A 21353-nucleotide genomic window follows, 5' to 3' on the forward strand; every position below is an offset into this window, starting at 1 on the left:
CCATGTCAAGCCCCGAAACCCAGCAGCAGCAGCATCAGCTCGCTCAGGAAAAACAACTCGTTGCCGCCACCGCCGCCGGTTGGGTACGCGATGGCATGGTGGTGGGGCTGGGCACGGGCAGCACGGCCGCGCCGTTTATTGAGCTGCTGGGCCAGCGGGTGCGCGAGGGCGGCTTGCGCATTCAGGCCACGGCTACCTCGCGAGCGAGCGATGAGCTGGCCCGCCGCGTGGGCATCCCCATGCTGGAGCCCCGGCGCGGCCTGCGCTTCGACCTGACCGTGGACGGGGCCGATGAGCTCGACTCGCAGCTGCGCCTCATTAAGGGTGGGGGCGGGGCCTTGCTGCGCGAAAAAGTCATTGCCACCGCTTCCGATTACCTGCTCATCGTGGCCGATTCGTCGAAGGCCGTGGCGCAGCTGGGCCGGTTCCCGCTGCCGCTGGAAGTGGTGCCCTTCGCCCTGCCCTGGGTGATGGACGCCGTGGCCGCCCTGGGCGGTGCGCCCGTGGTGCGGGCAGACAAGCTGCGCCCTGCCGACCTGGCCCAATCCGACCAGGGCAACCTGCTGGTGGACTGTTATTTTGAGAAAATTGAGAATCCGGCCGAGTTGGCCCTCACGCTGAAAACCATTCCCGGGATGGTGGAGCACGGCTTGTTTCTGGGATTGGCGCGGGCCGCCATCATCGTGCAGGGCGGCGCGGCGCAGGTGCTGCGCCCGGGCCAGGCGGCGGTAGCGGCCGCCACATTTTCGGCGCTGCCGTAATGCCTGATTCCGGCCGATTTACGTTTCCGGCGGTGCCTGCCGTGCTGCTTTCCATTGTGAGCGTGCAGGGCGGGGCAGCTATTGCCAAGGGCCTGTTTCCGGTGTTGGGGCCAGCGGGCACTACCAGCCTGCGGGTGGGTATTTCGGCCCTGGTGCTATTGTTGGTAGTGCGCCCGCAGCTGGGGCGCTTGTCGGGGGCGCAGTGGCGGGCGGTGGTGCCCTACGGCCTGGCCCTCGGGCTGATGAACCTGCTGTTCTACTTCGCCCTGGCCCGCATTCCGCTCGGGCTGGCCGTCACGTTGGAATTTGTGGGGCCGTTGGGCCTGGCGCTGGCAGGCTCGCGCCGCTGGGCCGATGCGGTGTGGGCGCTACTGGCCGCCGCGGGCATCGCGCTGATTGCGCCGTGGCACAGCCAGGGAATTGACCTCCTGGGCCTGGCTTTTGCGCTGGCGGCCGGCGGGGCCTGGGCCGTGTACATCGTGCTGGGCCAGCGCACGGCGGCAGTGTTGCCGGGCCAGCAGGCGGTGGCCATTGGGATGCTGTTCGCGGCCTTGCCGGTGTTGCCTTTTGGGGTAGCCAGCGGCAGCTTGCTGAACCTCACGCCGCACTTGTTGCTGCTGGGGGGGCTGCTGGCGCTGTTTTCCAGCATATTGCCATTTTCGCTGGAGATGCAGGCGCTGCGCACGTTGCCCACCCGCACCTTCAGCATTCTGATGAGCCTGGAGCCAGTGGCGGCGGCGATATCCGGCTGGCTGCTGCTGGGCGAGCGGCTGCTTTTGGGGCAGTGGCTGGCGGTCGGCTTTATTGTGGTGGCCAGTTTGGGGGCCACGCTGGCGGCCGGAGCCGGGCCGCCAGTACCGGCCGTGGGCGGGCAATAGGAACGGGGTAGCGGGGCTTTAAGTAGTAGTCAGTAATCAGACTTCATCTATCTGAAAATCAGCAAATTGATTTCTGTCCGACTACCGGCTACTTATTACTGACTACCTGCTTATCATCGCTGCTTTCGGTACCTGTGGGCCCGGCTGCGCACCAAAATAGGCAGTCAGTACAGAAATCGGAGTGGTTTTAATGTTACGGTATAATTATGTTTATATTATATATTGCATCCGGCATTAATGTTATGCATGCATCACTTGTATGTTACCGTACTTTTGCGGCCAGATTACCGGGAAGATTTCCGGAAAACCACATAAGATGCTTGCTATGAAAACGTTATTACGCGTATTGGTGGGATTTTTAATGCTGGCGAGTGCCTTGCCGGCTGTGGCGCAGGGTGTTACTACTTCAGCCATTAAGGGCTTGGTGCTGGATAGTAAGGGGCAACCGCTGCCCGGCGCGACGGTAGTTGCCACCCACCTGCCTTCGGGCACGACCTACGGCAACGGCACCCGCGACAATGGCCAGTTCGACCTGCTGAACATGCGCATTGGCGGGCCCTACGAAATCAAGGTGTCCTTCGTGGGCTACGAAACCTACGTGCAGAACAACGTGCAGCTGGTGCTGGGCAAAACCTTCGAAACCCGCATCACCCTGAGGGAAGGCGAGGGCCAGAAGCTGGATGAAGTGGTGGTGAAGGGCAACCGCGACGGCCAGATTAACCCCGACCGCACCGGGGCCGTCACCAACATCAGCTCCACGGCCATTCGCACGCTGCCCACCATCAGCCGCTCGCAGGAGGACTTTACGCGCCTCACGCCCCAGGCCAGCGGCCAGAGCTTTGGCGGGCGCAACACGCTGTATAACAACTTCTCGCTCGACGGCTCCATCTTCAACAACTCCTTCGGCCTCGACTCGCCCACGCCCGGCGGCCAGACCAACTCGCAGCCCGTGAGCCTCGACGCCATCGAGCAGATTCAGGTGAGCCTGGCACCCTACGACGTACGCCAGGGCGGTTTCACGGGGGCCGGCATCAACGCCGTAACCAAGAGCGGCACCAACGAAATCAAGGGCACGGTGTACACCTACTTCCGCAACCAGGGCCTGATTGGCAGCAAGGTGGAAGGCGCGACCATTGATAACCCCAGCCTGAAATTCAACCAGACAGGCTTTGCCCTGGGTGGTCCGATTATCAAGAACAAGCTGTTCTTTTTCGCTAATGCCGAGCTGACCCGCCAGACCGACCCGGGCCAGACTTTCCGGCCTGCCAGCAGCGCGGCCGAGGCCACTGCCGCCCAGAATGGCCAGCTCACCGGCGTGAGCCGGGCGCGGGCCTCGGATTTGCAGGCCATCCGCGACCGGCTGACGTCGGTGTACGGCTACGACCCCGGCGACTTTCAGGGCTTCAACTACCGCACGTACTCGGATAAGATTCTGGCTAAAATCGACTGGAATATCAACCCGCAGAACACCTTCTCCATCCGCTACAACTATCTGAAGAGCTACCGCGAGCAGGGCCCGCACCCCATTGCCATCGCGCCTTCGTCGCGGGTGCCCGGCGTGAATACCCTGCAGTTTGCCAACTCGGGCTACACCATCAACAACAACCTGAACTCGGTGGTGGCCGAATTGAACAGCAGCTTCGGCAACGGCAAGTTCAGCAATAAGGCGCAGGCCAGCTTCTCGGCTTTCCGCGACTTCCGCGAGCTGCCCGCCGGCAAGTTCTTCCCGCAGATTGACATTACGCAGGGTGGCACAACTTATACCACGGTGGGCACCGAGCAGTTTTCGGCCAATAATACCCTGGACCAGAATATTCTGCAGCTGACCGATAACCTGAGCTACTTCGCCGGCGCCCATATCCTCACGGCGGGCGTGAACTACGAGCGGTTCCAGTTCGTGAACGGCTTCAACCTGCAGCGCTACGGCTACGGCCGCATGGAGCTGAGCGACTTCTTCGCCAACACCCGCCCCGGCCAGCCCAGCTTTATGGACCTGAATGCCCAGGCCGCCGCCGGTGCCAAGCTGCCCGTGAAGCAGGTCGACGTGACCGTGGCCCAGCTGGGCCTCTACGTGCAGGACGAGTTCCAGGTGAACCCGGCCCTGAAGCTGACGCTGGGCGTGCGCGCCGATATGCCCATCTACAGCACCACGGTGGCGGCCAACGCCCAGATTTCGGCGGCTACCTTCAACGACCCGAACGGCAACCCCACCAAGGTCGACGTATCAGAGCTGCCCAAGTCTACGCCGCTGTTCTCGCCCCGCCTGGGCTTCAACTATACCTCGCAGGCTGAGGGGGCAAAAACCCAGGTGCGTGGCGGCACCGGCATTTTCACCGGCCGCATCCCGTTTGTGTGGATTTCGAACCAGGCCTCGAACGCCTCGTTTGGCGACTTCTACACTTTCCAGATTAACTCGACGGGCCGCGACTTCAAGTTTCCGCAGGTATGGCGCTCGAACCTGGCCATCGACCAGGAGCTGCCCGGCGGCATCATCGGCACGCTGGAGGCCATCTATTCGAAGGATATCAATGCCGTGGTGCACCGCAACTACAACCTCGTGACGCCCACCCAGCGCCTAACCGGGGCCGACAACCGCCAGATTTATCCCGCCAGCGGCCCGCGCCTCAACTCCTTCACCGGTCCCAACGGCCAGTTCACCTTCCTCGATGCGGGCGTAATCGGCCTCCAAAACACCAACCAGGGCTACCAGTACTCCCTCACCGGGCAGCTGCGCAAGGAGTTTACCAGCGGCTTCTACGCCTCGGCCGCCTACACCTACTCGCTGGCCAAGGACCTCACCTCGAACCCCGGCGAGATTGCCGGTGATGCCTTCCAGCGCCTGCCCGTGGTGGGCAACCCCAACCAGCCCCAGCTCTCGTACAGCGACTTTGGCCTGCGCCACCGCATCATTGCCGCCGCCGGCCGCCGCTTTTCCTATGCCGATAACAAGCTCGGTACTACCCTCGGGCTGGTGTTTGAAGCCGGCCAGGGTAACCGCTTCAGCTACACCTACGCCGGCGATTTGAACCGTGACGGCATCGAAGGCAACGACCTGATTTTCGTGCCAGCCAGCCAGAGCCAGATTAACCTGGTGCCCTACACCAACGCCGCCGGCCAGACCGTGACGGCCGCCCAGCAGTGGCAGCAACTCGACGCCTACATCAACCAGGACGACTACCTGAGCAGCAACCGCGGCGGCTACGCCGCCCGCAACGGGGCCATCTCGCCCTGGTACACCCAGCTCGACGCCAAGCTGATGCAGGATTTCATCCTCACCACCAGCGGCGGCAAAAAGAATACCCTGCAAGTGTCGTTCGACATTCTCAACCTCGGCAACCTGCTGAACCGCAGCTGGGGCAACCGCCAGCTGGTGGGCAACAACCGCCTCATCGAGGCTGCCTACGGCACCGGCACTTCTGCCGATACGCCTGCCTATACCTTCCGGGGCGGCAACCAGACCTTCTTCACCGATACCAACCTGACCAGCCGCTGGCGTGCGCAGGTGGGCGTGCGCTACATCTTCGACTAGGTATCGACCCACGCGACCAGCAAAAGGGCCCCGGCGAATATCGCCGGGGCCCTTTTGCGTCTGCAAGTAGCCGGAATCGTATACGATGGCCGGTCTGCTATATAGTTGTCTTTGTTGTTGAGCTTAGCGGGTCAAAACGGCCGCTGCGGGCTCATCCAGAAACCAATGCCGCTCGTTTGCCGAAGGGGTGATGAGCTGGGCCGGAAACTCCTCGGTGTTGCGCGGGCCCTGGCGCACCCGGCGCACGGCCGCCGCCTTATCGGCCCCAAAAACAAGGAAGGCCACGGCTCTGGCCTGGTTGATGAGCGGCGCCGTGAACGTAAGGCGGAACATGTCTACCTCGGGCACGAATACGGCCTGCACCTCGGCCACGGTGGCCTGCAATACCTCGGTATGTGGAAACAGCGAAGCCGTATGCGAATTATCGCCCAAGCCCAGTAAAATCAAATCGAGCCGGGCGGGCTTGGGGCTGAAAAAGTGGTTGATTGTCTGGGTGTAAGCCTTCGCCGCCTCGGCTGGCGGTAGGGCCGTGTCGAAGCTGAAAACGTGGTCGTCGGCAATGTTGAGCGGGGCCAGCAGGGCCGTTTTGGCCATCAGGTAGTTGCTCTGCGGGTCGGTGCGGGGCACGTTGCGCTCATCGCCGAAAAAGAAGTACGCTTTGGTCCAGTCAATCTGGTCGCGGTAGGCGGGCGAAGCCAGCAGCTCATAAAGCTTTTTGGGCGAGCTGCCGCCCGACAGGGCCACGGCAAAGCGGCCGCGCGCAGCAATGGCATCGGCGGCACGGGCCACAAAATAATCGGCCAAGGCATGCAGCGTGGCCTCAATGGTAGGCTGGATGTGTAGGTGCATGGGGTATTTTCAGGGATTAGGGGAAGGAGGAGCTGAGTGCAGGTGCTTAATCCGGACCGTCATGCCGGGCGCGACTGAAGTATCTCGTGGGCTACTGCTACTACGCTTTTTTCTTGTCGTTACTTTTCAGCGGTAGCGTGAACCAGTGGAAACCGTCGCGGGCAATGAGGGCCTCGGCCACTTCCGGACCCCACGAATCGGCCGAGTAGTTGGGGAAATTGAGGCTGGGGCGGCCCTGCCAGGAGTTGAGGATGGGCATCACCAAATCCCAGGCTTCCTCCACCTGGTCGCCGCGCATGAATAGGGTCTGGTCGCCGAGCATGGCGTCGAGCAGCAGGGTTTCGTAGGCTTCGGGCGCTTCGGCGGCGTAGGTGCCATGGTAGTCGAACACCATGTCCACAGTGTTCAGCATCATGTCGAGTCCGGGGCGCTTGGCTTGCACTTGCAGGCGGATGCTCATTTCGGGCTGAATGCTGATAACAAGGCGGTTCTGTTGCCAGCTCTCGCCCGTTTCGGGCGGAAAGATGACGTGCGGCACGTCCTTGAACTGGATGCTGATGATGGACGCCGAGCGGTGCATGCGCTTGCCGGTGCGCACGTAGAACGGTACGCCCTGCCAGCGCCAGTTATCCACAAAAAACTTCACGGCCGCGAAGGTTTCGGTGTTGGAAGCGGGGTTGGCGTCCTTTTCCTCGCGGTAGCCGGGCACCTCCTTGCCCTCAATCCAGCCCGCGCCGTACTGCCCGCGCACTGCCGACTCGCGCACTTCCTCGGGCGTGAAGCGGCGCATGGCGCGCAGCACGTCTACCTTGCGGTTGCGTACTTCGTCGGACGTGAAATTCACGGGTGGCTCCATGGCCACCAGGCACAGCAGCTGCAACAAGTGGTTCTGAATCATGTCGCGCAGCGCGCCCGAGCCGTCGTAGTAGCCGGTGCGGTCGCCCACGCCCAACTGCTCGGTCACCGAAATCTGGACGTGCTCGATGCTGTTGCGGTTCCAGAGCGGCTCCATGATGGCATTGGCGAAGCGGAAAGCCATGATGTTTTGCACCGTTTCCTTGCCCAGGTAGTGGTCGATGCGGTAAATCTGGCACTCCTGGAAGCTTTGGGCCAACAGTTTGTTCAGTGCCCGGGCCGACTCCAAATCGTGCCCGAAGGGCTTCTCAATCACGATGCGAACCCGGGTAGGGTCGTCCTTGGTGTGGCGTTGGGCAATGCCCGTGGCAATGATGGGGAAGAACTCCGGGGCCACCGCCAGGTAGTAAATCACGTTGGCCGGGGCATTCCATTCCTGCTCGAAGGCCGAAAGGCGCTGGCTGAATTCCTCGTAGGCGGCCGGCATTTTTACGTCGGATACCTGGTAGTAAATGTGTGGTGAGAACTTGTCCCAGGCCTCTTTTTTGGCCTTGCCGCTGCGCGAAAACTCGTTGAGGTCGGCTAGCAGAATGGTGCGAAACTCCGCGTCGGTGAGCTTGGTGCGGCCCGTGCCGATGATGGCAAACTGCTCAGGCAGCCAGCCGTCGAGGAACAGATTATACAGCGCCGGCGAAAGCTTGCGGGCGTTCAAATCGCCGGTGCCGCCGAAGATGACGAAAACGGTGGGCTTAATATTATGGTTGTTGTTCATTGCCAATAAAGCGGGAATGGCTGGTTTTTACGGTAGTATCTGCTCGTCGTGCTTCGCTGCGCGCTGCACGACCGTTTGTGAATGGTGAGAAAGCCCGACTAGCTGTTCGGCTTCACCGGCTCCTCGGTCGAACCATGTTCCTCCACCTGCGCATCCTGCTTATTAGTCGCATCCTCGTGCGCCGGCGTCCACTGCGTGTGGAATACGCCTGCCTTCCCAATCAGCTCGTACGTATGCGCCCCAAAGTAGTCGCGCTGGGCCTGGATGAGGTTGGACGGCATCCGCGCCGTGCGGAACGTGTCGAAATAGCTCAGCGAGGCCATGTAGCCGGGCAGGGCCAGGCCGGCGGTGGCGGCGGCCGCCACCACGGCGCGGCTGCCGGGCACAGCATCGTTCACCAGCTTCTGCACCTGGCTATCGAGCAGGAGGTGGGCTAGTTTCGGCGTGTGCTGGTAGGCGTCAAAAATCTCGTTCAAAAAGCCCGAGCGGATAATACAGCCGCCGCGCCAGATTTTGGCGATGTCGGCCAGGTTCAGGTCGTAGGTATAGTCCTCTGAGGCCTTCGAGAGCAGCTGCATGCCCTGGGCGTAGGTGATGACCATGCTAAAGTAAAATGCTTGCTCCAGCTGTGCCAGGAAGGTCTCGCGCGCTACCGGCAGCGGGCCGGCCACCGGGCCGTATAGCCCCGCCAGCTCCCCGCGCAGGGCTTTGTACTTCGATAGATTGCGCATGGTCACCGCCGTGTCGATGGTGGATAGCGGCACCTCCAAATCCATGGCCACCTGCGAGGTCCACTTGCCGGTGCCCTTCGAGCGGGCCTCGTCCTTGATGTCGTCGAGCAGCAAATGGTCGGTATTTGGGGTCTTGAAGCCGAAAATGTCCTTGGTAATGTCGAGCAGGAAAGATTGTAGCCGGCCCTCGTTCCACTGCGTGAATACCTGGTCAATGGCCGCGTTATCCATCCCCAGGCCGGTTTTCAGCACGGCGTAGGTTTCGGCAATGAGCTGCATCAGGCCGTACTCGATGCCGTTGTGCACCATCTTCACGAAGTGGCCGGCCGCGCCGGGGCCGATGTAGGTCACGCACGGCTGGCCGTCGACCTGCGCCGCGATGGCCTCAAACATGGGCTGCATCACGCGGTAAGCCTCTTTGTCGCCGCCGGGCATCATGCTGGGGCCGAAGCGGGCGCCTTCCTCGCCGCCGCTCACGCCCATGCCGAAGAAGTGAAAACCAGCCGCTTCTACGGCCTTGGCGCGCCGCTCGGTGTCGGTAAAGTGGGAGTTTCCGCCGTCGATGATGATGTCGCCGGGGGCCAGCAGGGGCTGCAGCTCGGCAATCACGCTGTCCACAATGGGGCCGGCGGGTACCAGCATCATCACCGCGCGCGGCGTTTGCAGGCCGTTGAGGAAGGTGGCGAGGTCGGCGAAGCCGTGTACGGGCTTGCCCGCGCCTTCCTTGGCCAGCAGGGCAATTTTATCGGCGTCCTTATCGTAGCCGGCCACGGGAAAGCCGTGGTCGGCCATGTTCAGCAGCAGGTTGCGGCCCATGGTACCAAGGCCAATCATGCCAAAAGAAGGCTTGGAAGCGGGAGTTGTACTCATCAGAAAAGAGGGGTTTAGGAAGCAGTGTTCAGGTTAAGGAAACGAGTTACGCCGGAAAAAGGCGAAACCGGGGCGAAAGTTTTGGTGGGGGCAGGGCGCCGGCGCGTATTTGCGCCGCGTGCCGCTGGCCCTGCTGGCACGCACCGGCAGCCTGGCCGGGATGGCTGGCCTTGTTATAATAGGACTTACGCAGTTGAAACACTAACCAACTGAAAAACAGTAATATAACAAATATACGTCTTGAATGCAAGTCGTTGATTTTCAGGTTACATAGCTTTTGAAGTGCGTAAGTCCTATATAAAATCCGCTACAACCGATTAAACGGCACGTTCTGAATTGGATATGATTTCCAGTCCTGATAGTCGAAATGCCATCACTCAGCGGGAAACACGATGAAGCCGTTTTGCTCCATTGTGCTGCGGAGCAGGTTCCGCGATATCCGTTGTGCCGGAGTGCCACCAGCGTAAGCAGCGTAGGAGAGCGAGGGCTCATCTCGTCGTACTCGCCGGGCATGGCAACTTCTTTGTTGGCCGCCATATCCCACAAGCTCAGGTCTACGGCGCAGCCCCGGTTGTGGCGGGAGCCTTTTTGCGGGTCGGCCACGAATTCCTTTTTATCGGTCGGAGTGTGGTCCCACATCTGTTTGGTGATGCGCCAGGGGCGATACCCATCGAATACCAGTAGGCAGTAGCCCAGTGGTTTCAAGGTGCTATTCGCCCGCACCAGGGCCTCGGCGGCAGGGCGCTGCAAGAATGCCCGCGCCTGCGGGTACAGCACCCGGCCCATGAAATTGTGGGTAGTGGCGTAGCGGATATCCAATCGAATGGTAGGGTCGAGCCGGGCCAGCTCCACCAGCCCGCCGGGTTGGAACGGGCCGGCTTCGTGCGGCGGCTGCACGGCGCAGCCACCGAAGATGCTCAGGAAGCACAATAGCCACAGCTGTAGTAGGATACGATTCATAGAAGCTGTTTAGAAAATCGGGTTGCGCCGGTCCGACCGGTTGTCGTTGGCATCGGCCCCATAAGCACTGGCGCCGTTCTCGCGGCAACCGGTCATACCACCTAGAGCGGTCGGACCGGTTGCCGCGACTTTGGGCTGACTTTCCAAACAGCTTCATAGCGAAAGCCGATTGGCGGAGAGTCAAATAAGCAGAAAAAGCAGCCCATTAGGCTGCTTTTTCTGCTTATACGCAAAGAAGATTTTTACAAAATCCCACTCATAAAGCCCGGTACCACGCCCAGCGCAATAGTCAGTAGCGCCAGCACCACCATCGTCACGGTCTGAATACCATCGACCGGCACCGGCGTGGCACCCTCGGGGGCGGGCTGCATGTACATGGCGATAATGGGCCGCAGGTAGTAGTACAGGCCCACCATGCTCATGATAACCGCGAATACCACGAGGCCGATATAGCCCTGGCCCACGGCCGCCGCCAGCAGGAAAAACTTGCCAAAAAAGCCGCCCGTGAGCGGAATGCCAGCCAGCGAAAGCATGGCCACCGTCATCACGAAGGCCAGCAGCGGGTTGGTTTTGCCCAAGCCATTGAGGCCGGCGTAGGAGTCGTCCTGGCGGTGTTCGGCCACCAGTTTCAGTACGCCGAAGGCGGCTACCGTAGCAATAGAATAAGCCAGCGAGTAGAAGAAAATGCCGCTGGCGGCATCGCCAGTCAGCATGCCCTTGCTGGCCACGAGGCCGATGAGCAAGTAGCCGGCGTGGCTCACGCTGGAGTAGGCCAGCATGCGCTTGGTGTTGGTTTGGGCCGCCGCGCCTACGTTGCCGAGGAGCAGCGTGAGGGCGCACATGGCCTGAATGGTGGGCATCCAGAAGCCCTGAGCGGCGGGTAGGGCCACCGCCAGCAGCTTGAGGAAGGCGGCGAAACCAGCCGTTTTCACCACCGTACTCATGAAGGCGGTGAAGAACGTGGGCGTGCCCTCGTACACGTCGGGCGTCCAGAAGTGGAACGGCGCGGCCGATACCTTGAAGCCGATGCCGATAATCATCATCAGAATACCGATGTAAAGCATCGGCTGCAGGCTGGCGTTGGCAGGGTTGGCTACGGCCGCGCCCAGCTGCGAGAGGGCGAAGGTGCCGGTAGCGCCATACAGTAGCGCAATGCCGAAGAGCAGGATACCGGTGGCAAACGCGCCCATCAGGAAGTATTTCAGGGCGGCTTCGTTGCTGCGGGAGTCGCGCTTGTTGCTGCCGGCCAGCACGTACATGCTGATGCTTAGGATTTCAATGCCCACGAAGAGCATGATGAGGTGGTCGTAGCCAATCATCATGATGGCTCCCACCAGCGAGAAGAGTAGCAGGGCGTAGTATTCGGCCAGGTTGGGCTCGCCCGATACCACGTAGCTGCGCGAGAAGGGCAGCAGCAGAATGGTGGTGAGTAGCACGATGCCCGTGAAGGCTACCGTGTAGTTGTCCACCACCAGCATGTTGTTGAAGTAGGGCGCGTGCGCCACGTTCCAGTCGGCGTAGTTGGCCCCGAACACGGCCAGCAACAGCAGCATGGCGCCGGGCAGCAGCACCTTATTCGAGCGCAGAAAGCCCAAGAACAGGTTGAGAATGCCGAAGACGGAGAGGAGAATGATGGAAGTCATGTTGTTCTGGCGTTCGCCTCACCCCCCGGCCCCCTCTCCGTGGGAGAGGGGGAGCCAGGCGACGTTGGGGGCTTTTATTTAGAGGAAACTTAGCAGTCTGGAAGCAGGATTGTTAGCCCCGGCTTTGATTAGAATCGTTGTTTTGACAAGCTCCCCTCTCCTGCGGAGAGGGGCCGGGGGTGAGGCGTCCCGTTAGCGCCCGACCAGCGCCAGGATATTTGTGACGGCCGGCTCGGAGATGTGCAGGAAGGTGTTGGGGAACAGGCCAATCCAGAACACCAGCACAATGAGCGGCACCAGCACCAGCAACTCGCCGCCGGTGAGGTCGGTAATGGTTTCGGAGAACGACGAATCCGGGCCGAGCATCACGCGCTGGAACATGCGCAGCAGGTACACGGCCGAGAAAATGATGGTGAGGCCGGCCACCGCGCCCACCCAGGCGTTGTATTCGTACACGCCGGCCAGCAGCAGGAATTCACCCACAAAGCCGCCCGTGAGGGGCAGGGCCACCGTGCTCAACAGCATTATTAGGAAGCAAACTGAGAGGATGGGCGTGCGGCGCGTGAGGCCGCCCAGGTCGGGGATGTAGCGGGTGCCGGTGCGGCGCTCAATGGCATCGGCAATGAAGAACATGCCGACCACGTTCACGCCGTGGGCCAGCATCTGAACCACTGCGCCTTGCAGGCCGATTTGGGTGAGCGAGAACACGCCGGCCGCCATCAATCCAACGTGGCTAAGGGACGAGTAGGCGATGAGGCGCTTCACGTCGCGCTGCCGAATGGCGATGATGGCCCCGTAGATAATGCCAATGACGGAGAGGATGATAACCGGCTTCTGCCACTGGCTCACGCCGAGCGGCACCACGGGCAGCAACCAGCGCAGGGTGCCGTAGATGCCCATTTTCAGCATGATGCCCGAGAGCAGCATGGTGGCGGGGGCGGGGGCTTCGGTGTAGGTGTCGGGCTGCCAGGTGTGGAAGGGGAAGATGGGCATCTTCACGGCAAAGGCGGCGAAAATCAGCCAGAACAGCCACGACTGCTCGGCGGCGCTGAGCTTCAGGCTGTAGAAAGCGGTGAGCTCCGAGGAGTGCTGGGCCAGCGAGCCGGCGGCGGGGCCGGTTTGCAGGTAGAGGTACACGAAGCCGGCCAGCATCAGCAGTGAGCCCACCACGGTATAGAGGAAAAACTTGAGGGTGACGGCCACGCGGCGCTCGCCGCCCCAGGCACCCGCCAGCAGGTAAATCGGAATGAGGGCCACTTCCCAGAAGAAGTAGAACAGGAAGGCATCGAGCGAAACGAACACGCCGAGCAGGCCCGTTTGCATAAACAGCACGAGGGCGTAGAACGTGGACGGGTTGTCGTAATCGCGCTTGAAAGCGCTCAGCAGAATGAGCGGAACCAGGAACGTGGTGAGCAGCACCATCAACAGGCTCAGGCCATCGAGCCCGATATGGAAGTTGATGCCGGCCGAGGCAATCCAGCGGTAATCGAGGTTGTAGGCAGTTGAGCCGTGGCGGGTGAAGTCGAACGTGACGTAGGCGGCGACAACGAATTCGAGGAGCGAGGCCCCGAAGGCAAGGGCGCGGGCGGCGGCTCCCTTAACGACTAGCAGCAGCAGGGCGGCGGCTAAAGGGAGAAAAAGCAGTACAGCAGTCAGCATCAGCAGGCGGGTTGGGCGCGTTGCAGGGTGGGGGAACCCACCCGCAAATTGACCGCAAACTTACGCACGGAGTAGGAAGGCACCACCGTTTTTGTGCAACTTCTACTGGCGGGCCACTTTACGGCTGGGGCGCCTGTACCCGTTGGCCGCCAACTTTGCCGTTCACAACCTTCTCCTCATGGCAATACCCATGCTGCGCGTGGTTCGGCCCACCGACAACCTGCCGGCCCTGCTGCGTTTCTACTGCGATGGCCTCGGCTTGCAGGTACTCATATCCTTCACCGCCCACAACGGATTCGACGGCGTGATGCTGGACCACCCGCACGCGCCGTACCATCTGGAGTTCACGCACCAGCCGGGGCACGCCGTGGGCCGCGCTCCCACGGCCGACAACCTGCTGGTGTTCTACCTGCCCGATGCCGCCGAATGGCCGCCCGCCGTGCAGCGGATGCTGGCCGCCGGCTTCGCGCCCGTGCCAGCATATAATCCGTATTGGGACCAGCAGGGCCGTACTTTTGAAGACCCCGACGGCTACCGCGTGGTGCTGCAACAGGCGGTCTGGAATCTGTAGCGCCAATTACTGCCAAAGATGTCTGACCACTCGCCCGTTGTTTCGCGCCTCGCGCCCACGCCCAGCGGCTTCCTGCACCTCGGCAACGCCGTGAACTTCGTGCTCACCTGGCTGCTCACGCGGCAGGTCGTACCCGGCAGGGCCGGCGGCACGCTGCACCTGAGAATCGACGACCTGGACCGCGCCCGTCTGCGCCCCGCCTACCTGGATAATATCTTCCGCGTAATCGACTGGCTGGGGATTGACTACGACCACGGCCCCAGTGGCCCCGACAATTTCCTGCGCCACCATTCGCAGCTGTTGCACCTGCCCGACTACAACCGCGTGCTGCGCCGGCTGGCGCAGCAGCCCGGTTTGGTGCAGGCCAGCCAGCGCACCCGCACCGGCGGCCCCGAAGCCCCGGTTTCGCTCGAAACGCCCGGCGCGGCGTGGCGGGCGCAGGTGCCGGCTGGTACTGAAATTCAGTTTGCCGATGGTTGGCAGGGCGAAACCAGTGTGCCGCTCGGCGCGCTAATGCCGGATTTTGTGGTTCGCAAAAAGGACGGCGTAGCCGCGTACCAGGTGGCTTCAGTAGTCGATGATTTACGCCTCGGTACCAACCTGATTGTGCGCGGGCTGGACCTGCAAGCCAGCTCTGCCGCGCAGCTTTGGCTGGCCGTGCAGCTCTCGGAAACAACTGCTTTTAATAGAACACAGGTGCATTTTTTTCATCATTCGCTGATGACCGATGCGGCCGGCCAGAAGCTCTCTAAGTCGCAGCAGCTGCCGCTGGATGCGGGTATTCTGGCTCAGGAGCAAGGAAAGCAAGCCGTATTCCAGGCCGTGGCGCAGCTGCTGAAGCTCCCGGCAGAGGCTGCTGCCACATTGCCGATGCTCCAACAGGCCTTCACCTCGGTGAAACGCTCTTTGCCCTCTCGTTAACTCTGTGCGAAAAACTACCGCACCTCTTTCTTAAACTGCTCGGCCCAATAATCGGCCAAACGGGTAGGCTCCGGCAATTTGTAGCCTTTCAAGCATGCCAGGGTGAGGCGGGTAGCGGTGGCTTGGTCGCAGCGGTGGCCGGGGCTCACGAACAGCGGCAGCACCTTGTCCTTGCTGCGAATAACCTCGCCGATGAGCTCGCCGGATTTCGCATCGAGCAGCGGCTCAATGTTGCCGCGCTCGATACCGGGCTCCTGAAAAATGCCCGTCAGCTTATTCTTGGCCACGCCGAAGATGGGCATGTCGAGCAGCACGCCCAGGTGCGCGGCAATGCCCATGCGGCGCGGGTGCGCAATGCCGTGGCCGTCGACCATAATCACATCGGGCTTGTTCTCCAGCTTGGCGAAGGCGTGAATCACGTTCGGCGCCTCGCGGAAGGAGAGGAAGCCGGGCACGTAGGGCATGTCTACGGGCCCGTAGCTGTACACTTTCTCTACCAGCTCCAGCGAAGGAAATTTCAGGACTACGAACACCGATAGAATGGTGTCGGGCGTGGGGAATGAGGAGTCGCAGCCGGCGATGAGGTGTGGCTCCCGGGGCAGGAGCTCGGCGCGCACGCGCTGGCGCATTTCGTGCTGTTGCTCGGTGAGGCTGCGCACGAGGGCGGGGTCGGGGGGAGGGCCGGGCGGGCGGTAGTAAGCCATTTGGCGGGTATGAGCGTTGAATTCTGAGCTGAGGAAAAGGCAGCATTGTGGCCCCGAATAGCTCAACCTTAGCATCCTGCGGCGGCATGGGGCGTATGAAGGCCATACGTTTCTTCGTTGGCCATGTCTGATTCCCCTCCCGAACAACCCGCTTCTACCGGCTCCGGCCCGCTACTGGAGCGCCGCTACTTTATTGACGTGCAGCGGGCGCGGCATTCACCCGCTCAGCTTATGGCCGAGGTGCAGGCCGATGTGCCCCGCTTCTCGCCCGAGGCACTCGCCGATTTCGAAAAGACAACCGGCGACGCGGGCCCCATTAAGACCGGCGACGAATTCCATATCACCATTCGCGGCCCCTGGAACGGCAGCGTGCGCGTCACCGATGTCGGTGCCACTTACTTCGAATTCATCACGCTCGAAGGCCACCCCGAGGCCGGCCGTATTCGTTTCGAAGCCCACTATCTGGACGAGTCGCCCGACGTGCTGCGGTTCGAAATTCGTTCCTCGGCCCGCTCGCGCGATGGGCTGGTGGCTTTCGCCTACGACACCCTGGGCGGCGGCAAGCTGATGCAGGAAGCCTCCTGGGTCGAATTCTGCCGGCGCGTGGCGGCGGCCAGCGGCGGCCACGCCCTGGCCGACGTAGTAGTCGAAACCTTCCGGCACGACGAAGCCAGCCACGTTCATCACACCCGCCATGAGTAGCCCAACTATCGCCGTGCCGGCCTCGGCAAAGCCGCCCGCCTGGGAGCAGTACCGCGCCCGCCTTGATGCCTACCGCAACGCCAAGGTCAACTACGACTTTTCGCGCCAGAACGAGCACGCCAGCGCCACCGGCTGGCGCCTCGACGACTACGAAACCGACCTGCCCGCCGAAGCCCCCGGCCCACCCGAGGCTGCCGGCTCCTTCGCCGCCGCCCAGGATGTGCTGCGCCGCTACGCCTTCCCCCCGCCCGACCTCATCACCGGCTACTTCGACCCCACTATGCCGCTCGAAAAGCGCATTATGGTGCTGCGGGCGCACTTTCTGGTCTTCAATTTCTACTTCGGCGTGCGCGTGAGCGAGGTCACCGATGAGGAAGCCCGCCCCACGCCCAGCGGCCCGGCCGGCTCGTACCCGGAACGGGTGTGGGGCTACGGCTACCGCACCCTCGAAGGCCACTTCGAGCGCGGTCAGATTGACTTCACCATTCACAAAAATCTGCCGACCGGGGCCGTACAGTTTCGCATTCACGCCGTATCGCAGTCCGGCCAGATTCGCAACCCGTTCTACTGGGTGGGTTTCAAGCTGTTTGGGCGAATACTCCAGCGCAAGTTTGCCCGCGAGTCGTTGCGTCGAATGCGGGAGCTGGTGGGCCAGGCTTTAGCACAAGGCTCGCCAGCTGCCGCTGCCGCCGCCGCCGGGGCACCGCGGCCGGGATAACAAGCTGCGAATTTTTAGTGGAATAGCCGTTTTTCAGCCCAAAAAGTGCCGAATGGCAGCACGGAAACGGCCAGCGCCAGCAGCGCTTTTCCAAACGACCAGCGCCGTTCAATGGCCACCTGAATAACCAGCAGCACGTACGCCACAAACAGCACACCGTGCGCCATACCCACGTAGCGCACCGCCAGGGGCTGGCCCGCCAGGTATTTTAAGGGCATGGCAATGCCCAGCAACACCAGCAACGAAATGCCTTCCAGAAACCCAATCAGCCGCAGGCGGCCCAGTGAAGTGAGAAAAAGATGACCGGGCGTGAGGGACATAGCAATGTGCGTTTGGGTGGAAACGCAAAGCTACCCCACACCTTTCGGCCCGGCCCCGCAAACTTTAGTGGCTCTGTCCGGTTATACACTTCAGGGTTTCCGGCATTCAGGCCATGGGCGTATTACGTTACTGCCTTTGTGCCGACTTATTTCCCTAACCATTAACGCTTACAATACCCCCAATTATGCTTCCAACGAAAGCCTACGCCGCCCCGGCTCCCAGTGTCCCCCTCGCACCCTTCGATTTTGAGCGCCGCGAAGTAGGCCCGCACGATGTGCTCATTGATATTCAGTTTTGTGGCGTGTGCCACTCCGACCTGCACCAGGTGCGCGACGAGTGGGGCGGCTCGATGTTCCCGATGGTGCCCGGCCACGAAATTGTGGGCCGCATCAGCAAGGTGGGCGACCACGTGAAAAACTTTAAAGTAGGCGACCTGGCCGGCGTGGGCTGCATGGTGGACTCGTGCCGCACTTGCCCCAGCTGCCAGGAAGGCATGGAGCAGTACTGCGAAACCACCGGCATGGTGGGTACCTACAACAGCCGCGAGATTGGCAGCGGCGCGCCCACCTACGGCGGCTACTCGAGCCAGATTGTGGTGGACGAGAAGTACACCCTCAAAGTATCCGATAAGCTGGACCTGGCCCGTGTGGCGCCGCTGCTCTGCGCCGGCATCACCACCTACTCGCCCCTGCGCCAGTGGAAAGTGGGCCCCGGCCACCGCGTGGGCGTGATGGGCCTGGGCGGCCTGGGCCACATGGCCGTGAAGCTCGCCGCCGCCATGGGTGCCGAGGTAACGGTGCTCAGCACCTCGCCCGGCAAGGAAGCCGATGCCAAAGAGCTGGGCGCCCACAAGTTTGTGGTAACCAAAGACGAGGCCCAGCTGAAGTCGGTAGGCAACTACTTCGACTTCATTATCAACACCGTATCGGCCCAGCTCGACCTGGCCACCTACGTGAACCTGCTGCGCCGCGATGGCACCATGATTTTGCTGGGCGTGCCCACAGAGGCACCGCACATCCATGCCTTCAACCTCATCAGTAAGCGTCGTCGCATTGCCGGCTCGCTCATCGGCGGCATTGCCGAAACGCAGGAAATGCTGGACTTCTGCGCCGAGCATAACATCATGTCCGACATCGAGCTCATCGACATGAAGGACATCAACGAGTCGTACGAGCGCATGCTGAAAGGCGACGTGAAATACCGCTTCGTGATTGACATGGCCACGCTGTAACAACCAGCAGCCACTCGATAATTAAACGCAAAAAGCCGGCTTTCCGCGAGGGAAGCCGGCTTTTTGCGTTTGGCCGATAAGTTGGATTCGGGCTTATTCGATGGCAATACGCTGCCAGCTTTGGCCGGCCGTGGTGGTGATGCCCAATAGGTACACGCCCGGCGCGAGGCCACCCAGCGGCACCGTGCCGCTGGCCTGCGCCAGCGCCCAGCGGCGCACCGTGCGGCCCTGCAGGTCGGCCAGCAGCACGGGGCCGGTGGGCGCGGCGGGCAGGCGCAGGGTGAGCTGGTTATGGGCCGGTTGGGGAAGGCATCGGCCAGCGGCACCGCCGTGGCGTTGCGCGTGGCCAGCACCGTGTTCACGAGGCGGGCCAGCCCGAAGCGCGGCTGCCCGGCCACGCTGGTGAAGTCGCCGCCAAGCACAATGGCATTGGTGCCGGGCTGGAGGTAAACGGTCGCTGCTGCGGGCGAGAACGACTCATTGCCCACCACTACGGCCTGGAAACCAGTATCGAAGCTGCCGGTGGTGATGAGGCGCACCAGGCGCTCGGTTTGCGAGGTAGCGCCGGGTGCCACGATGAGCAGCTTGCCATCGGGTTGTTCGGCCAGCGTGTGGGCGGCGCTGGCGGCCGTGAAGCCGGGGTCGGGCGCGCCGCTTGGCAGCAGGCGCAGCAGGCCGTAGGGCGCGGCCTGCCCGTTGAAGGAGGTGAAGTTGCCATTTGCCATAATTTTGCCGCCGGCCACAACCACGATGCTAAACAGCGAGCCAGGGCCGCCGCCCGTGCCAATCGAGAAGGTGTTATCGATGGTGCCATCGAGGTTGAGGCGGTCTGCGTAGCTGCGGGTGGCATCGTTCCAGAGCACCAGCGTCTGGCCGTTGGCCAGGCCCACGGGGTAGCGGAAGCCGGCGGTATTGCCCGTGCCTACGGCGAGCACCTGCCAGGTGGTATTGAGGGGCGGAGCAAATTGCGTGTTGAGCGTGCCATCGGCGTTGAGGCGCACCATCGTCCTCATGGGCTGGCCATTTGCTTTAGTGGAAGAGCTGGTGACCAGCAATCCACCGCCGGGGTGGATGGCAATGCTCGCCCCAAGGCAGCAGGGCGGGTACGGGCGGCTCCAACGGAGCTCTGCCGCCGCAAACGTGGCGTCGAACGTGCCGTTGGCCAGTACGCGGCGCACCAGGGCAGTGCTGTCAGTATTCTGGTAAGTGGCGTAGAAAGTACCGTCGGCCTGTGCGGAAGCATTGACAGAATAGGTGCTGCCACCGGGCCGTGCCGTAGGGGCGGGAAGGGTTATCAGTGCGTTGTAGCTGCCATTGGCACTGATGCGGTGGAAGCGCGGGTAGCCTTGGGTGCTCACCGCCTGACCGTTGAAGGTGGTGAGGCTGTAGGTACTCAGCACGAGCTGGCCGTTGTTCTGCGGGGTGACGAGCCCCGAGGCTACCGTTTCCAGCAACATGGTGTAGCTGGTATCGACGTTGCCAGTGGCCAGCAGGCGCATCACGCCGCTGCTTGGCTGGCTGCCTGAGCTGTTGAAAAAGCCGACTATCAGGTACTGGCCACTATTCAGCTCTACCGCGCGCATCACGGTGCCGTAGTTGCCCTGGCTGCCTGCCCCAAACGCGGCATCGACCGCCCCGGCCGAGGTTAGCCGCACCAGGCCGGTGCTGGAGAGCCCGCCGAAGGAGTTGAGCCCACCCGTAACCAGGATGCTGCCATCGGCGCGGAGGCCCAGGCCAAACACTACTCCGCTGGCCGCAACGCGGGTAAAAGACGGGTCCAGCGCGCCGGTGGGCAGCAGGCGCACCACCAGGCTGGAACCGTTGGTCGAGCTTGCCACCGTGTTGCCCCCGAGAACGAGCTTGCCATCGGGCTGCCGCACCATATCGAACACAAACGCGTAGCTGACCAGCGGCGAGCTAAACGAGGCATCGCGGCTGCCGGTGGCGCTGAGGCGGGCAACGCCCAGGCAGGGCTGCCCGTCCACGGCATCGAACTGGCCGGCCACCATAATGGTGCCGTCGGGCTGCGCGATAATCCGCCGGATTTCCCCGTAGCCGCCCGTTCCGTTGGTGAACCCGGCTCTGGTGGCAAAGCTGGTGTCGAGCCGGCCGGTGGGCAACAGCCGAATCACGCCCTTGGTGGGTTACCCGTTGAAAGTGGACTGTAAAACGCGGCCTACCAAAATCTTACCATCGGCCTGCACGGCAATGCTGTAGATGCTGCTCTGCCACCCGGTGCCACCCGAGCTGAACGAATTGTCCAAGCTGCCATCGGCATTGAGGCGGATGAGGTTTTGCACGGGCGCACCATTGTAGCCCGTCACGCCGTATTCGCCCCCCAGTAGGATTTTGCCGTCGGGCTGGAGCGCCAGCGCGGTAATGTTGGCACTGGGGCCGCTGCCGGCCTGCGACCGGAACGTGCCATCGGGGGTGCCGTCGGCGTTGAGGCGCGCCATTCGGGGCGACGGCTGCCCGTTCAGCAGTTGGAGCTGACCGGTGATGAGCACCTTGCCATCGGGCTGCTTAAGGGAAGCGAAAACTCCACCCCCGGGAGCCGTGAGCGTGCTGGGCGCAAAGCCGGGGTCGAGCTGCTGCGCGGCGGCGGAAAGCCAGCTGCCGCAGCCCAGCAAAGCTACCGTGATAAATGAGTAAAAAAGACGCATAAAGTTGGAAGGAAA

At 62.2% G+C, this 21353-nt stretch carries 17 protein-coding genes and 1 pseudogene; 8 read left to right on the forward strand and 10 right to left on the reverse strand.

What is annotated here, in order from left to right; all coding sequences use genetic code 11:
- Nucleotides 1-2 precede the first annotated feature (2 nt).
- The 3 genes from rpiA (at nt 3) to KQ659_RS03835 (ending at nt 5168) form a co-directional block, all read left to right on the forward strand.
- Nucleotides 3-761: a ribose-5-phosphate isomerase RpiA gene (gene rpiA / locus KQ659_RS03825; RefSeq protein ID WP_216690228.1), complete on the forward strand. Its 759-nt coding sequence runs from the start codon at nt 3-5 to the stop codon at nt 759-761.
- The gene (locus KQ659_RS03830) at nt 761-1639 is read left to right on the forward strand and encodes an EamA family transporter (protein WP_216690227.1); all 879 of its coding nucleotides are present in this window, start codon (nt 761-763) and stop codon (nt 1637-1639) included. The genes rpiA and KQ659_RS03830 overlap by 1 nt, the downstream gene beginning before the upstream one ends.
- A gap of 325 nt (nt 1640-1964) precedes the next feature.
- Entirely contained in the window at nt 1965-5168 is a 3204-nt protein-coding gene (locus KQ659_RS03835; RefSeq protein WP_216690226.1) for a TonB-dependent receptor, read from the forward strand.
- A gap of 123 nt (nt 5169-5291) precedes the next feature.
- On the opposite strand, the gene pgl is transcribed toward KQ659_RS03835, so the two are convergent.
- The 6 genes from pgl to KQ659_RS03865 all read right to left on the reverse strand — a co-directional run bounded on the left by pgl (nt 5292) and on the right by KQ659_RS03865 (nt 13507).
- The gene (gene pgl / locus KQ659_RS03840; protein ID WP_216690225.1) at nt 5292-6017 is read right to left on the reverse strand and encodes a 6-phosphogluconolactonase; all 726 of its coding nucleotides are present in this window, start codon (nt 6015-6017) and stop codon (nt 5292-5294) included.
- Between the two features lie 100 nt (nt 6018-6117).
- On the reverse strand, nt 6118-7644 hold the full coding sequence (zwf, locus tag KQ659_RS03845; protein ID WP_216690224.1) for a glucose-6-phosphate dehydrogenase: 1527 nt from the start codon (nt 7642-7644) through the stop codon (nt 6118-6120).
- A 98-nt stretch (nt 7645-7742) separates the two neighbouring features.
- Nucleotides 7743-9245 carry an NADP-dependent phosphogluconate dehydrogenase gene (gene gndA, locus KQ659_RS03850; RefSeq protein ID WP_226929813.1) on the reverse strand — a complete coding sequence of 501 codons (1503 nt, stop codon included), beginning with the start codon at nt 9243-9245 and terminating at the stop codon, nt 7743-7745.
- Between the two features lie 261 nt (nt 9246-9506).
- Nucleotides 9507-10205 (reverse strand): M15 family metallopeptidase, encoded by a 699-nt coding sequence (locus KQ659_RS03855; protein ID WP_216690223.1) that lies wholly within the window; start codon nt 10203-10205, stop codon nt 9507-9509.
- A gap of 242 nt (nt 10206-10447) precedes the next feature.
- The gene (locus tag KQ659_RS03860; protein ID WP_216690222.1) at nt 10448-11848 is read right to left on the reverse strand and encodes an NADH-quinone oxidoreductase subunit N; all 1401 of its coding nucleotides are present in this window, start codon (nt 11846-11848) and stop codon (nt 10448-10450) included.
- A 192-nt stretch (nt 11849-12040) separates the two neighbouring features.
- Nucleotides 12041-13507, reverse strand: a complete 1467-nt coding sequence (locus tag KQ659_RS03865) for a complex I subunit 4 family protein (RefSeq protein ID WP_216690221.1) — start codon at nt 13505-13507, stop codon at nt 12041-12043.
- Between the two features lie 178 nt (nt 13508-13685).
- Here KQ659_RS03865 and KQ659_RS03870 point away from each other — a divergent pair, with 178 nt between their 5' ends.
- Nucleotides 13686-14078 (forward strand): VOC family protein, encoded by a 393-nt coding sequence (locus KQ659_RS03870; RefSeq protein ID WP_216690220.1) that lies wholly within the window; start codon nt 13686-13688, stop codon nt 14076-14078.
- A gap of 18 nt (nt 14079-14096) precedes the next feature.
- Entirely contained in the window at nt 14097-14999 is a 903-nt protein-coding gene (locus KQ659_RS03875) for a glutamate--tRNA ligase family protein (RefSeq protein WP_216690219.1), read from the forward strand.
- A 14-nt stretch (nt 15000-15013) separates the two neighbouring features.
- On the opposite strand, the gene nfi is transcribed toward KQ659_RS03875, so the two are convergent.
- Entirely contained in the window at nt 15014-15703 is a 690-nt protein-coding gene (nfi, locus tag KQ659_RS03880; RefSeq protein WP_216690218.1) for a deoxyribonuclease V, read from the reverse strand.
- A gap of 123 nt (nt 15704-15826) precedes the next feature.
- Between nfi and KQ659_RS03885 the strand changes: the two genes are divergently transcribed.
- Nucleotides 15827-16405 carry a DUF1990 family protein gene (locus KQ659_RS03885; protein WP_216690217.1) on the forward strand — a complete coding sequence of 193 codons (579 nt, stop codon included), beginning with the start codon at nt 15827-15829 and terminating at the stop codon, nt 16403-16405.
- Complete coding sequence (locus KQ659_RS03890) at nt 16398-17123, forward strand: DUF1990 domain-containing protein (protein WP_216690216.1); 726 nt, start codon at nt 16398-16400, stop codon at nt 17121-17123. The genes KQ659_RS03885 and KQ659_RS03890 overlap by 8 nt, the downstream gene beginning before the upstream one ends.
- Nucleotides 17124-17137: 14 nt before the next feature.
- Here KQ659_RS03890 and KQ659_RS03895 read toward each other — a convergent pair whose 3' ends face one another.
- Nucleotides 17138-17443 carry a DUF3817 domain-containing protein gene (locus KQ659_RS03895; RefSeq protein ID WP_216690215.1) on the reverse strand — a complete coding sequence of 102 codons (306 nt, stop codon included), beginning with the start codon at nt 17441-17443 and terminating at the stop codon, nt 17138-17140.
- A gap of 185 nt (nt 17444-17628) precedes the next feature.
- On the opposite strand from KQ659_RS03895, the gene KQ659_RS03900 reads away from it, so the two are divergent.
- Nucleotides 17629-18675 carry an NAD(P)-dependent alcohol dehydrogenase gene (locus KQ659_RS03900; protein WP_226915656.1) on the forward strand — a complete coding sequence of 349 codons (1047 nt, stop codon included), beginning with the start codon at nt 17629-17631 and terminating at the stop codon, nt 18673-18675.
- 365 nt (nt 18676-19040) lie between these two features.
- Here KQ659_RS03900 and KQ659_RS03910 read toward each other — a convergent pair.
- Together KQ659_RS03910 and KQ659_RS03915 are read right to left on the reverse strand one after the other, a co-directional pair.
- Nucleotides 19041-20807, reverse strand: a pseudogene (locus tag KQ659_RS03910) (delta-60 repeat domain-containing protein); the annotation flags it as partial.
- Nucleotides 20808-20819: 12 nt separating this feature from the next.
- A complete protein-coding gene (locus tag KQ659_RS03915; RefSeq protein ID WP_216690213.1) occupies nt 20820-21338 on the reverse strand; it encodes a delta-60 repeat domain-containing protein in 519 nt (172 codons plus the stop codon).
- Nucleotides 21339-21353 lie beyond the last annotated feature (15 nt).

Origin of the sequence: Hymenobacter siberiensis (assembly GCF_018967865.2) — a bacterium.
GTDB lineage: Bacteria > Bacteroidota > Bacteroidia > Cytophagales > Hymenobacteraceae > Hymenobacter > Hymenobacter siberiensis.

Excerpts from the sequence above, each read along its gene's own strand:
- KQ659_RS03895 (WP_216690215.1), bottom strand. The coding sequence starts at position 17,443 with ATGTCCCTCACGCCCGGTCATCTTTTTCTCACTTCACTGGGCCGCCTG.
- KQ659_RS03835 (WP_216690226.1), top strand. The coding sequence starts at position 1,965 with ATGAAAACGTTATTACGCGTATTGGTGGGATTTTTAATGCTGGCGAGT.
- KQ659_RS03855 (WP_216690223.1), bottom strand. The coding sequence starts at position 10,205 with ATGAATCGTATCCTACTACAGCTGTGGCTATTGTGCTTCCTGAGCATC.
- zwf (WP_216690224.1), bottom strand. The coding sequence starts at position 7,644 with ATGAACAACAACCATAATATTAAGCCCACCGTTTTCGTCATCTTCGGC.
- KQ659_RS03830 (WP_216690227.1), top strand. The coding sequence starts at position 761 with ATGCCTGATTCCGGCCGATTTACGTTTCCGGCGGTGCCTGCCGTGCTG.
- KQ659_RS03875 (WP_216690219.1), top strand. The coding sequence starts at position 14,097 with ATGTCTGACCACTCGCCCGTTGTTTCGCGCCTCGCGCCCACGCCCAGC.
- gndA (WP_226929813.1), bottom strand. The coding sequence starts at position 9,245 with ATGAGTACAACTCCCGCTTCCAAGCCTTCTTTTGGCATGATTGGCCTT.
- KQ659_RS03890 (WP_216690216.1), top strand. The coding sequence starts at position 16,398 with ATGAGTAGCCCAACTATCGCCGTGCCGGCCTCGGCAAAGCCGCCCGCC.
- KQ659_RS03900 (WP_226915656.1), top strand. The coding sequence starts at position 17,629 with ATGCTTCCAACGAAAGCCTACGCCGCCCCGGCTCCCAGTGTCCCCCTC.
- rpiA (WP_216690228.1), top strand. The coding sequence starts at position 3 with ATGTCAAGCCCCGAAACCCAGCAGCAGCAGCATCAGCTCGCTCAGGAA.
- KQ659_RS03865 (WP_216690221.1), bottom strand. The coding sequence starts at position 13,507 with ATGCTGACTGCTGTACTGCTTTTTCTCCCTTTAGCCGCCGCCCTGCTG.
- KQ659_RS03885 (WP_216690217.1), top strand. The coding sequence starts at position 15,827 with ATGTCTGATTCCCCTCCCGAACAACCCGCTTCTACCGGCTCCGGCCCG.
- KQ659_RS03915 (WP_216690213.1), bottom strand. The coding sequence starts at position 21,338 with ATGCGTCTTTTTTACTCATTTATCACGGTAGCTTTGCTGGGCTGCGGC.
- nfi (WP_216690218.1), bottom strand. The coding sequence starts at position 15,703 with ATGGCTTACTACCGCCCGCCCGGCCCTCCCCCCGACCCCGCCCTCGTG.
- pgl (WP_216690225.1), bottom strand. The coding sequence starts at position 6,017 with ATGCACCTACACATCCAGCCTACCATTGAGGCCACGCTGCATGCCTTG.
- KQ659_RS03860 (WP_216690222.1), bottom strand. The coding sequence starts at position 11,848 with ATGACTTCCATCATTCTCCTCTCCGTCTTCGGCATTCTCAACCTGTTC.
- KQ659_RS03870 (WP_216690220.1), top strand. The coding sequence starts at position 13,686 with ATGGCAATACCCATGCTGCGCGTGGTTCGGCCCACCGACAACCTGCCG.